The 12,582-nt window shown below is 61.8% G+C and carries 9 protein-coding genes and 1 tRNA gene; 3 read left to right on the top strand and 7 right to left on the bottom strand.

Annotated elements, in window-relative coordinates; all coding sequences use genetic code 11:
* Window positions 1-20 precede the first annotated feature (20 nt).
* Both RPF88_RS17885 and RPF88_RS17890 read right to left on the bottom strand, forming a co-directional pair.
* Window positions 21-2,105 (bottom strand): ABC transporter substrate-binding protein, encoded by a 2,085-nt coding sequence (locus RPF88_RS17885; RefSeq protein WP_337122774.1) that lies wholly within the window; start codon window positions 2,103-2,105, stop codon window positions 21-23.
* A gap of 146 nt (window positions 2,106-2,251) precedes the next feature.
* Window positions 2,252-3,718 carry an alpha-glucosidase/alpha-galactosidase gene (locus RPF88_RS17890; protein WP_337122775.1) on the bottom strand — a complete coding sequence of 489 codons (1,467 nt, stop codon included), beginning with the start codon at window positions 3,716-3,718 and terminating at the stop codon, window positions 2,252-2,254.
* Window positions 3,719-3,965: 247 nt separating this feature from the next.
* Between RPF88_RS17890 and RPF88_RS17895 the strand changes: the two genes are divergently transcribed.
* Window positions 3,966-4,841 carry an AraC family transcriptional regulator gene (locus RPF88_RS17895; protein WP_082826649.1) on the top strand — a complete coding sequence of 292 codons (876 nt, stop codon included), beginning with the start codon at window positions 3,966-3,968 and terminating at the stop codon, window positions 4,839-4,841.
* A gap of 27 nt (window positions 4,842-4,868) precedes the next feature.
* Here the strand turns inward: RPF88_RS17895 and RPF88_RS17900 are convergent, their stop codons facing one another.
* The 5 genes from RPF88_RS17900 to RPF88_RS17920 form a co-directional block, all read right to left on the bottom strand.
* Entirely contained in the window at window positions 4,869-6,896 is a 2,028-nt protein-coding gene (locus RPF88_RS17900) for an aldo/keto reductase (RefSeq protein ID WP_337122777.1), read from the bottom strand.
* A 35-nt stretch (window positions 6,897-6,931) separates the two neighbouring features.
* Entirely contained in the window at window positions 6,932-8,026 is a 1,095-nt protein-coding gene (locus tag RPF88_RS17905) for an ABC transporter ATP-binding protein (RefSeq protein ID WP_337122778.1), read from the bottom strand.
* An 8-nt stretch (window positions 8,027-8,034) separates the two neighbouring features.
* The gene (locus tag RPF88_RS17910) at window positions 8,035-8,871 is read right to left on the bottom strand and encodes a carbohydrate ABC transporter permease (RefSeq protein ID WP_013530185.1); all 837 of its coding nucleotides are present in this window, start codon (window positions 8,869-8,871) and stop codon (window positions 8,035-8,037) included.
* Window positions 8,868-9,728, bottom strand: coding sequence for a carbohydrate ABC transporter permease (locus tag RPF88_RS17915; RefSeq protein WP_337122779.1), 861 nt, complete (start codon window positions 9,726-9,728; stop codon window positions 8,868-8,870). Before RPF88_RS17915 ends, RPF88_RS17910 begins: the two co-directional genes overlap by 4 nt.
* Window positions 9,729-9,935: 207 nt before the next feature.
* On the bottom strand, window positions 9,936-11,207 hold the full coding sequence (locus RPF88_RS17920; protein ID WP_224618668.1) for an extracellular solute-binding protein: 1,272 nt from the start codon (window positions 11,205-11,207) through the stop codon (window positions 9,936-9,938).
* An 85-nt stretch (window positions 11,208-11,292) separates the two neighbouring features.
* Here RPF88_RS17920 and RPF88_RS17925 point away from each other — a divergent pair, with 85 nt between their 5' ends.
* On the top strand, window positions 11,293-12,186 hold the full coding sequence (locus RPF88_RS17925; RefSeq protein ID WP_024504770.1) for a helix-turn-helix domain-containing protein: 894 nt from the start codon (window positions 11,293-11,295) through the stop codon (window positions 12,184-12,186).
* A 320-nt stretch (window positions 12,187-12,506) separates the two neighbouring features.
* Window positions 12,507-12,582: transfer RNA gene (locus RPF88_RS17930), tRNA-Phe, on the top strand.

A 12,582-nucleotide genomic window follows, 5' to 3' on the forward strand; every position in this document is an offset into this window, starting at 1 on the left:
TCTCAGTCAGGGAGGTAAACCTAATTCATCAGCCCCTTCTCTCCGGGTTTGCCGGGCAGCTCATCGGGGAACAATTCATATTTCGCCTGCTTGTCTGCGGCGACAAATACCCGTTCGCGGATGATCGAATCCTCGGCCCAGTTGAACATGAAGATCGGCGTGCCCTGCGGAATGTTCGAGAAGCGCTTGTTGACGATCAGCGCGCCGGGATATTCCGTCAGGCCGACATTGTAGACGTGCTCCGTCGAGATCTTCTGGAATTGTTTCATCAAGCTGGCGCGCTGGTCATTGTCCTGCGTGGAGACGAACTTGTTGACGATGTCGACGAGGTCCTTTTCGAACGGCATCACATCGACCTCGCCATTTTCCGGCGCACGATGGTCCCAGCTGGTGCGCGGGCCGACAGGGGCAAGCTGCACGGTGTTCTGCACCACCGAGGTCAGTTCCTGTTCGTTGCGCCGGACCAGCCAATCGAAGCGGCCGGAGTATTGCGAAGCGTCCCGCTGGGTGCCGTTGAGGCCGTTGAGCACGACCCGCAGCCCGAGCTTTTCCATCTGGGCGACGACGCCTTCGGCAAGGCTTTTGTCGGTCGTGTAGTCGTTGTTGACCAGCATCACGATCTCGACATTCTTGCCGCCGGCGGTGCCGGAAGGGAAATTCACGAAGCCGTCGCCGTCCGTATCCTTGAGGCCGGCCTTGGCGAGTTCAGCCTTGGCGCCATCGAGGTCGAAGGGGTAGTAGACCGTCGAATTGCGGTCGTAGAAGCTGGTTCCTGACGACAAGCCGCCGGGATAGATGGCGGTGAACGGCCCCTTGACCAGCGAGTCGCCGAGCGCCTTGCGGTCGAGCGCCATGGTGACGGCCTTGCGGAAATCCTCGTTGCGGTTCAGCTCGCGGATCGCCTGGCCGCGTTCGTCCGGATTGCCCCAGCCATTGGCGGAAAAATTAAAGCGCAGATTGTAGCCGATGAGCCGCGGGCCGAAAGCAAGACGGGCAGGCGCGTTCGCCTCCGCCGCACGCTTCAGCGAGGCGACGAAGTTTTCCGGCTGCTCCAGATTGGAAAAATCAGCCGCGCCGGCCACCGCCTGGACGTCGCGATCGGCCCAGGTCGACAGCTTGTAGTGCAGTTCGTTGAGATAGGGCAGTTGATTGCCCTTTTCGTCGACCTTCCAGTAATAGGGATTGCGGCGCATGACGATGATGTCGTCCGGCCGGTATTCGACCGGGACCCAGCCGCCCATCACCGGCATGTTCATGAATTCCGGCGGGAAGGCATTCTTGAACTGATCGTAGGTGTTCTTCGAATATTTCGGATGCTGCGGCTTCAGGATGTGCGCGGGACCAGGACAGAAGGTGCCGTAGGCCATGGCATACAGGTACTGCTTCGGGAAGGCGTCCTTGAAGGTCCATTCGACGGTGTAGTCGTCGATCTTCTTCAACGTCGTGCCGACGCCGAAGGCTTCCGGCGTGGCGCCGTTCAGCGGCGAGACGTTGGGATCGACGACCTCGTCGTCCCAGTAGAACATGACGTCGTCGGCATTGAACGGCACGCCGTCCGACCACTTCGCGCCTTCGATGAGGTGCATGGTCAGCTTGTGGCCATCGCTCGACCAATCCCAGCTCCTGGCCAGGTTCGGCAGCGGCTCGGTGTCCTTGGCCTCGACCTGGAACAGCGGGGCGGTGCGCGTCAGGCATTCGGAGAGGCCGATGTCGATGCCGCCCCAGCCTTGCGTCTGACCGGCGCCGTAGTTCCAGCCTTCCGGCCGCCCTCCGATGACGTGGCGCATCGTATCGCCATAGACGCCGATGCCGTCTTGCATATTGCCCGTCTTGAAGACCAGCGGCTCCTTTGGCAGCCTGTCTTTCACCGGCGGAAGCTTGCCGGTCTTGACGTATTTCTCGGTGACCCAGTCGGGCTCGTGATATTCGGGAAGCGCCTTGAACTCCAGAATGGAGTCGCGCGCGACATAATTGATCTTGCCTTCGGCGGGAAACGGTGTCGGCGCCGGCGGAACCGTCGGCTCGGAAGCGTAAGCACTGAGTGCCGAGACCGAGACGCTCAGCGCCAGTCCGGCAGCAAGGCCGATATTGCGTAAATTCCTCACTGTCTCTCTCCCTCTTGTTTGTCCGGAGCGTTTGCACCCGCTCCGCCTCTCCTCGAATTCAAACGGCTTCGTGGCAGTGGATCCGCCTCCCATGGATCCACCATCACCGCATGAATTTTCAGCCGGCCCGTTTCAGCCGGCCCGTTTCAGCCGGCTTGCTTCAGCGCGGCTTTTTCGGCGCGCAATTCCTCGATCGAGCGAACGCTGCGCCGTGCGGCGCCCGCCCACTCGCGGGTCTTCACCTTGGATGTCGACAGCCGCTCCCTGGCGGCCGGAACCGCATGGGCGTATTGCGGCAGCCAGGCTGCCTGGGCGACGACCATTTCGTCGACCATCTGCCAAACCTCCTCCGGCGTCGAAACCGCGCCGACCAACGGGTCATGCAGCACGGCGAGCTTCAGAAGATCGATGTCGCCCGATATCGCGGCATGCACCGACATGCGCTGGACGTTGATCGAAGCGATGCAGGTGGCGGCGCAAGCCTCCGGCAACGTGATGCCGGCGGCCATGTTGATGCCGAAACGGTCGACGAAGCCCGGCGACTCGATGATGGCATCCTGCGGCAGGTTGGTGATCACGCCATTGTTCTTGACGTTGAAGTGGCCGCGATAGACGCGGTTGGTCTCCAGCGCCTCCAATATGTGGCTGGCATGCTCGTTGGAGCGTTTCTCGCGGTCGATCGGCTTGGACGCCGCTTCGAGGAACTGCGGATATTCCGTCTCGAACCAGTTGCGGGTTTCGGTGGAGTAGCGGAGATAGCCGCCGGTCTCGCCGTGAATCCAGTCGGACATATCGATCCAGCGCGTGATCTCGTCGGGACGTTTGCGGTACCAGGGCAGATATTCGGAAAGATGACCGTTGCTTTCGGTCGAATAGACGCCGAAGCGCTTCAGGACGTCGATGCGCAGCTTCTCCTGCCTGGAATAGACCGGATGCGCCTCGAAAGCGGCCACCAGTTCATCCTTGTTAATGGGGCGGCCGTTGAGGCGCAGATCGATGAACCAGGTCTGGTGGTTGATGCCGGAACAGACATAGTCGAGCTCCTGCGTGGACTTCGCGCCAAGCACCTCGGCGATCTGCTCGGCGCCGTGCTGGACGCCGTGACAGAGCCCGACAGTGTCGACCTTGCCGTATTCGATCGCCGCCCAGGTGTTCATCGCCATCGGGTTGGCGTAGTTCAGGAATTTGACGTTCGTCTCGGCGACCTCGCGTATATCCTTGCAGAAATCCAGGATCACCGGAATGTTGCGCTGGCCATAGAGAATGCCGCCGGCACAGATCGTATCGCCGACGCACTGGTCGATGCCGTATTTCAAGGGAATGCGGATATCGTCGGCGTAGGCTTCGAGGCCGCCGACCCGCACGCAGCTGATGACGTAGCGAGCGCCTTCGAGCGCCTTGCGGCGGTCGGTGGTCGCCGTCACCCTGGTCGGCAACCTGTTCGCCTCGACGATCCTGTCGAGGATCGCCTTGATCATCTGAAGATTGTGCTCGCTGACGTCGGTCAGCGCGAATTCGATGTCCTTGAATTCGGGCACGCAGAGGATGTCGGTGAACAATTTCTTGGTGAAGCCGACGCTGCCGGCACCGATGATAGCGATTTTGAAACTCATCAGCCGCACCTCATTCCATTTCGAATTGCAGGCAAGGAATGACAATGGGAGGCTGTAGCCACATGCCGCGACATGTATGCAGGACAAGCCGGAATCCGGCTCGCCAACCTCCCTGTCCGCTCCTTGACTGCGGATCTCTCTCGCTTTTCGATGGGGATTATGCGCTTATTCGCGAGCGCGACCAGAGAAGGATTATGCTTTCAGGGGTAATTTTGTGCTGCATGATTTGATAGAACACGGACAGTCCATGCGCACGATCTCGCTGCCGCGCGGCCGCCAGCGCCTGCACGCCATGCCGACGAGCACGGGCTACGAAGTGCGCGAGGACGAAATCTACGACTGGGACGGCCGCAAGCGCGGTCAGACACCGTTCACCGTGCTCCAGCACACGATCAGCGGGACTGGCCGGCTGCGCTACGAAAACCGCAACTACCGCTTGCAGAAGAACGACACATTGCTGGTGCTGGTGCCGCACAACCACCGCTACTGGCTGGCTGGAGATGAGCGCTGGGAATATTTCTGGATTTCGATGAACGGCGAGGAAGCGCTGCGCATCCACAAGTCGATCCTCAGCGTCTCGGGTCCTGTATTTCGGCTGCAGCCGGCGACAATCGATCATCTTGCCGATTGCAGCCTGCGCCTGATCAAAGGCGCCGCTTCGCCGGGTGCTGCTTCCGCGATAGCCTACGAGGCTGCGATGGCGCTCTATGACGATGTCTTCGGTTCCCATGCCTTCGCCGAAAAACTAAGCGCCATGCAGCCGGTCATCGATCACATCAACGCCAATCTCGACAAGCCGCTGCCGGTGGCGGACCTGGTCCAGATCAGCGGCCTCAGCCGAGCCCATTTCTCACGCTGTTTCGCCGAGAGCGAAGGCCTGCCTCCGGCCGAGTTCGTGCTGCAGCAGCGCCTGCAACGCGCGGCGAAGCTGCTGACCAAAGCGGATTTTTTGCCGGTGAAGGAAGTCGCCATCCTGTGCGGCTTCGAGGAAGCGAACTATTTTTCAAAGGTCTTCCGCCGCTGCTACGGCATCACACCGAGCCAGTTCCGCACCACAGGCATGTACGCGAATTTGCGGACTCCGGCCAGGCGCGGCGTCAGGGCGTTCGATGACGAGACCTGACGCCGCCACGGTTAAACAGGCAGCCAACTAGGCAGCGCGCAGGCTGCCGCCGTCCAGCCATTCGAGATCGGCTTGCGAAAGCGTGATGTCGAGAGCGCGCAGGCTGTCGTCCAGTTCATCCAGCGTGCGTGGCCCGATCAGCGGGATGGAGGGGAAGGGCTGAGCGAGCACATAGGCCAGCGCAATATGGATCGGGCTCTTGCCCAGTCTCGCGGCAAGTTCGATCGCCCGGTCGCGGCGGCCGAAATTCCGCTCGGAGTACCAGACCCGCACCAGCTCCTCATTGTCTTGCTTGTCGCGACCCGCCCGATCGGTGAAGAAGCCGCGCCCCTGGCTCGACCAGGCGAAATTCGGCATCTGCCTGGATGTCAGCCAGGCCTTCCAGACATCCGTGGAGGACGTGACGCAGCCAGCCCAGATCGGCTCCAGCATTTCGGCCAGCGAGAAATTGTTGGACAGCGCACCGGGCTTTTGCTTGCCGGTGCGTTCGGCGTAGGCAATTGCCTCATCCATGCGTTCCATCGTCCAGTTCGAACCGCCGAACGGGCCGCGGATGCGGCCGGCCTTGACCTCGCGATCCATCGCATCGACGAATTCGCCGACCGGCACATCCGGATTGTCGCGGTGCATGAAGTAGACATCGACATGATCGGTCTGCAGGCGTTCGAGCGTCTGGTCGAGCTGCTTGCCGATCACATCAGGATAGCACAGCGGCGAGTGCGCGCCCTTGGCGATGACCACCGATTGCGCGCGCACGCCACGGTTTTTCAACCATTCGCCAAGCAGCTTCTCGGTATAGCCGCCGCCATAGACATAGCCGGTATCGAAGAGATTGCCGCCGGCCTCGAAAAAGGCATCGAGCAGGATCGAACCTGAGGAAAACGTACGGAAATCCTCGAAGCCGAGCGTCACCACCGATGCCGGTTTCGACAGGCCAGGAATGGTGCGCTTGGCGACCGCCGTGCCGCCGGACCGTAGCGGCCGGCCGGAGATGGTGTTGGTGCGCTGCTCGGCCTTCTCGATCCCGTATTCGAGGCCGGCTGCCGTCCGCCATTTGTCCAGCACACGCAAGGTGCCGAGGCTTTCCGCCCACGCCATGCCCGGCCAGGCGAATTCTTGGCCGCCGGCGCGGATCGCCTCGCCGGCTGCGTCGACCTCGAAGGAATAGACATGGCGCTTCTCGTCGACGCTGATGGTCTGGCGCGTACCATCGGAGGCGATGACGTCTATCCGGCCGAGACCGACATCGCGGTTGCCGCCGGCGAACCAGAAGTCCGGCACTTCGATGCGGCCCCTTGTGCCCAGGATGCGCAGCACATTGTCCTGGTTGAGCGAGATGCTGCAGGAGACTTCGGCGACAATGCCGCCGGGGAAATGCAGCAGCGCGGAGGCCCATTCGTCGACGCCGGACTGGCCCAGATGGGCGGTGCCGACCACCTTGTCTGGCTCGCTGAAGGGCTTTCCGACGGCCGCACCGGCAATCAGCCGGACCATCGAGACGGGATAGCCGCCGACATCGAGAATACCGCCGCCGGCGAGATCGTTGGCATAGAGCCGGTGCTGCGGCATGAAGCCCGGCATGGCGAAACCGAAGCTCGACTTGATCATCCTGATCTCGCCGATGACGCCGGACCTGATCAGCTCCACCAGCTTCTTGGTCTGCGGGTGCAACCGGTACATGAAGGCTTCGCCGAGGAATGTGCCGGCCTTGCGCGCGGCATGCATCATGGCGTCGGCCTCGAAGGCGGTCAGCGCCAGCGGCTTTTCGCACAGCACATGCTTTCCGGCCTCGGCCGCCTTGATCGCCCATTGCGCATGGCCTGGATGCGGTATCGAAATGTAGACGGCGTCGATGTCGGGGTCGGCGAGCAGCGCGTCGTAGCCGTCGAGGATACGGGCACCGGGAAAACTCTCGGCAAGCCCCGGCTTGGCGGGATTGCGTGCGCCGATGGCGACCAGCTTGCCGGTGTCCGAAGCGGCCACGCCACCGGCAAAGGACTGGGCGATGCTGCCCGGGCCGAGAATGCCCCAGCGAATGGGCGTGGTTGCGGTCATTGTCATTCTCCTTGAAGGCTGGGAAGGGCTGGCGGTCAGCGCAGCCGCAGTCCTTTTTCGTCGAACAGGTAGGATTTGCGGATGGAAACGGTGATCTCGGACGTATCGGGGACCTTTGCCGCGTCGCGCTGGATCACCACGTCGTCACCGTTGGCCGTTCTGGCATAGAGGAAACTTGTGCCGCCCAGGTGCTCGATCACGTCGATGGCAACCACAAGGTCGGCGTCGCCCTCTCCGGCATTGCCGAAATGTTCGGGCCGCACACCGACAATGACCTTGCTGCCGATTTTTGGGCTGCCTGTTTCGGGCGCAGTGCCAGTCAACGGTTGCGTGATGCGGGTCTTCTCCTGGCCCGCCAGTTCGACCACGACGCCACGTACATCGTGCCCGACAACCCGGCCTTTGATGAAATTCATCTTCGGCGAGCCGACAAAGCCGGCGACGAACTGATTGTCGGGGTTGTCGTAGAGATCGAGTGGCCGGCCGATCTGCTCGATATGGCCGGCGCGCATCACGACGATCCTGTCGGCGAGCGTCATCGCCTCGGTCTGGTCGTGGGTGACATAGATCATTGTCGTGCCCAGTTCCTTGTGAAGCCGGGAGGTCTCGACGCGCATCTGGACGCGCAATTCGGCGTCGAGATTGGAGAGCGGCTCATCGAACAGGAACACCTGCGGTTCGCGCACGATGGCGCGGCCGATGGCGACGCGCTGGCGCTGGCCGCCTGAGAGTTTTTTCGGGCGTCTGTCCATCAATTCGCTGATGCGCAGGATCTCGGCCGCCCGCTTCACCCGCCGTTCGGTGTCGGCTTTTGGATTGCCGGTCATGCGCAGGCCGAAAGAGAGGTTCTGTTCGACGCTCATATGCGGATACAGCGCGTAGGACTGGAACACCATGGCGATGCCGCGGTCGGCCGCCTCGACATCATTGACCACCTTGCCGCCGATGGCGATCTCGCCGCCGCTGATGTCCTCGAGCCCGGCGATCATCCTGAGCAGCGTCGATTTTCCGCAGCCGGAGGGGCCGACGAAGACGACGAACTCGCCGTCCTTGATGTCCATGCTGGCGCCATGGACGACCTCGAAGACGCCGAAGCGCTTGACGACATTGGTGAGCGTGACCGTTGCCATGCTGCCCCTTACTTGACCGCGCCGGCGGCAATGCCGGCGATGAAATGGCGCTGCAGCAGCACGAAGACGACCAGCATCGGCACCGTCAGCATTACAGCGCCCGCCATGATGCCGCCCCATGACACCTTGGTGAGGCCGATCAGCGTGCCGAGCGCCACCGGCGCCGTCATCGAACCAGGCTGGCTGTTGATCAAAAGCGGCCACAGATAATTGTTCCAGGAGGCGAGGAACAGGATGATGGCGAGTGCGGCCAGCATCGGCCGCGCCAAAGGCAGCGCGACAAAGAGGAAGATGCGCCACTCCTTCACGCCCTCGACGCGCGCCGCATCGAAGAGGTCGTCCGGCATCATCGAAAAACTCTGCCGCATGAACAGCACGCCGAGCGAATTGAACAGCGGCGGAACGATCAGCGCCACCCAGGTGTTGGCGAGCTTGAAGTCGCGCGCCACCATGATGAACTGCGGGATCAGCACGACCGCATAGGGCAGCGTTATGGTGCCCAGTATGATGGCGACAACCGCGCCCTTGCCGAAGAACTGGTATCGGGCCAGCGCCCAGCCGGCCATCGACGTCAGCAGCACCGACAGGATGGTGTAGGTCACCGCCACCGAGACCGAAATGCCGATGGCGCCGACGAAGTTCGTGTCACGCTGCAGATTGTTGAAATTGTCGATGAAATTGCCGTGCGGCAAAAGCTCGATGCCGGGGCTGAAGATGCCGTTGTCGGGCATGGTCGAGAACACCACCATCATCCACAGCGGAAACAGCCAGATCAGCGCCAGCGGCGTCAGGAACAGATGCAGAGCGATGCTGCGTCCCAGCCTGGCGGAGGAGCGCGAACTCATTTCGGTTCCCTCGTCAGCCACAGCTGCGCCAGCGTGATGGCGATCGCCAGCCCGGCCATGGTGTAGGCGACGGCCGAGGCGTAGCCGAAGTTGAGCGACCGAAAGCCCTGGCGGTAAAGCAGCAGGCCAAGCGTCTCCGTGCCGCCGCCCGGCCCACCGCGCTCGGTGATCAGGAACGGCTCGGTGAACAGCTGCATGGTGCCGATGATCGACAGCACGAGACAGAACACGATGACCGGCTTCAGCAGCGGCAGGGTGATGTAGAAGAACTGCTTGAGCTTGCTGACGCGGTCGAGCGTCGCCGCCTCGTAGACGTCTTCGGGAATGGACTGCATGCCGGCGAGCAGGATGATGGCGTTGTAACCGGCCCAGCGCCAGGTCACCGCGATCATGATCAGCGCCATCGCCGGCGTGACGTTGGAGAACCAGTCGATCTTGGGCAGGCCGACGCTGTTCAGGAGCTTGTTGATGATGCCGAAATCGAGGTTGAACATCAGCCGGAACACCGCCGAATAGGCAACCTCGCCGACCACGACCGGGGCGAAGAAGGCGAAGCGGTGGAGGCCACGCGCCTTCAAGAGCGGCGAGTTCAAAAGCACCGCCATGACGAGCGCCAGCGAGATCATCACTGGCACCTGGATGACCAGGATGAGCAGCGTGTTCTTCAGGGCGTTGAAGAAGGCCGGATCGCCGATCAACCGGCCCCAGTTGAAGCTCGGAGCGAACCGCCACGGCACGGTGCGCGTCGCCTGGAAGGAGATCATGAAGGAGCTGATGATCGGCCACACCCAGAAGATCGCGAAGATCAGCAGATAGGGCGTGAGGAAGCGATAGGCCGTGGCGTTACGATTGCGCATCTTGCTCCTCCTTCTACCGCTTGTTGTTTCACGCCGTCGCCTGGGTCTTCCCTTCTCCCCTTGTGGGAGAAGGTGTCGCCGAAGGCGACGGATGAGGGGGTGTTCCAGGGAACGCCAACGTCTCACTCCGCTGGAGCACCCGTCATCCGTCTCGGCGCTATCGCGCCGATCCACCTTCTCCCACAAGGGGAGAAGGAGAAGCGGCAATCAAGATTTGACGGGCAGTCCGGTCGCCGCCGCGATCTGGCTTGCGGCATCGTCGAGCGCCGCCTTGGCGTCAGGATAGCCGCCGGCCAGATACTTGGTCTGCACGGCGCGGACGATGATTTCGGCGTCGCTCTGGAACTGCGTGCCGCGGCTCGGAACAACCTTCGGCAAGGTGCCGAGAATGTCCTTCCATACCGCCTGGCCGCCCCAGTAAGACAGGCCTTGCGCGACATAGGGATCGTCGAGCGCCGAGACCAGGGACGGTACCAGGCCGAACTCCTTCAGCATCGTGATCTGGCCTTCATTGGTTCCGAGCGTGTATTTCAGATAGGCGTAGGCAGCCTCCTTGTTCTTGGAAGCCGAGGTGATGGCCAGCGAGGACCCGCCGAGATTGGCGGCGCGCGGCCCGTCGGCGGTGAGGCTCGGCATCAGATAGACGCCCCATTTGCCGTTTTCGCCGGCAGATTCGGTGCGAATGGTGCCCTCATACCAGCCGCCATAGATCTGGGTGGCGACGGTGCCGGCGGTGTTGTTGGTGATCTTGGTGCCCCAGTCGGCCGACGAGATGATGCCGGCGTCCTTCATCTCCTTGACCTTGGTCATGGCATCGACGCATTTGGGCTGGTTGACCGTGATCGATTGTCCGTCCTCGGAGAAATAGGCGCAGCCCTGTTCGTTGGAGATCATGCGGAAGAATTCCGAGTCGCCGTTGAAATCGGCATTGGTCATCGAGACGCCAGGATTGGCGGACTGGATTTTCTTGCCGGCGGCGATGAAATCGTCCCAGGTCTTGATCGAAGCCGGATCGACGCCGGCCTTTTCGTAGAAGTCGCGGCGATAAAAGGCGGCCACCGGGCCGGAATCCCACGGCATCGCGTAGGCCTTGTCGCCCACTTCCAGCTCGGTGCGCTTGAAATCAGGGAATTTTTTCTGGTCGTCGGCTGTGTAACCGAGCGTATGCAGGTCGACGAAGCAGTCGGGGAACTGGCTCCAGTAATTCTCGGCCTCGCCGTTCTCGATGGTGACGACATCAGGCAGCCCGACGCCGCCGGCGGCGCAGCCGGCGATCGACTTGTCGTAAGTCGGCTGGTTGCCGAGATCCTGGACCGTGACCTTGACGTCGGGAAATTGCTTGTTGAAGCCGGCAATGGTCGCTTTCAGCGATGAAGCCGCGACATTCCAGCTCCAGATGGTGATTTCGCCGGATTGCGCGAAGGCCGGGGCTGAGCCCAGGGCAAGCGCGAGCGCGGCGCAGGTCATTGTGATGCGCATTGAAATCCTCCCATTTCATTTGCTCTCTCACTGTGAGCGTGGCTAGACTATGCACCGGGCAAGGCCTGTCGCCGTCAAAGGGAATATGAAATTGGCGGAAAGTAAGATGCCTGAACGGCCGTTCTACCAGCCTGGGGCCAGCAGCGTGGAAGGCCTGCCGCTGCTCCTGCAGATGTTTCACACCAATCCGTTGGTGATGCTCAAGCCGCATTGGCACGCCCAAGTCGAGGTTAATTTCATCGTGCGCGGCAGCGTGCATTACCGCATGAACGACCACGAGATTTCGCTTTCGGCCGGCGAGATGTGCCTGTTCTGGGGTGGCCTGCCGCACCAGATGGACGATTTGTCCGACGACGCCATCTATGCCGGAGCGCATCTGCCGCTGGTGCATTTCTTCCGGCTGCACCTGCCCACGGATATAAGGCATCGGCTGATGACGGGCGCAACACTGGTGACATCAGCCACCGACCAGTCCGACAACCATAATTTCGAGCGCTGGAACCGCTACGCCCGGTCCGGCGACCAGGCCAAGGCCGAACATGCCGTCAACGAATTGCTGCTGCGGCTGGAGCGAGTGCGGTTCGAGCCCTATCGGCTGGTATCCGCAACTCCGACCGACCAGGAAACAGGCAGCCCCTTTGACCAGCAATCGTCGCGGAATGTCGGACGCATGTGCGATTTCATCGCCGAAAACTTCCTCTATGACATCGATTGCGTGAACATCGCCGCGGCCGCCGACATCCATCCCAAATACGCCATGAGCCTGTTCAAGAAATCCACCGGCATGACGCTCAATGAATATGTGAACCTGTTGCGGCTGAGCTATGCGCAGGCGCTTTTGATGCATCAGGACGCCAATGTGCTGCGCGTCGCCATGGATTCGGGTTTCGGCTCGCTCAGCGCCTTCAACAAGTCGTTCCGCAAGCTCGCCGGCATGTCGCCTTCCGATTTTCGCCGCGGCGTGACCGGCGCCAGATAGGCGATGGCGACTTGCGGGCGCCCAGTGCCGCGAGCATTGCTGCGCCTCGACCGCCGGCTAAAAGACATGTCACGGCGTTTCAGCCTGCAATAACGACGCCGACCAGGGTGAAGAAGGCCAGATAGTGCCATGCCGTGCGCGATTCCGGCCCGCAAGCGGCATGGAAACCCGGGGCGCCGCACGGCATCGCTTTTCCTGCCTGAAATCGCCACCTAGGCGCTGGACAGGCCGAATTCCCGTGCTATAACCCACGCGCTTTCAAGGGGCGCCCACGGCGCCTCGATGAATTCCGGCCTGCGAGTTTTCGTTTGCCGGAACAGGCCCAGATAGCTCAGTTGGTAGAGCAGCGGACTGAAAATCCGCGTGTCGGTGGTTCGAATCCGCCTCTGGGCACCA

This window comes from Mesorhizobium sp. ISC11 (assembly GCF_037162595.1).
Lineage (GTDB): Bacteria > Pseudomonadota > Alphaproteobacteria > Rhizobiales > Rhizobiaceae > Mesorhizobium > Mesorhizobium ciceri.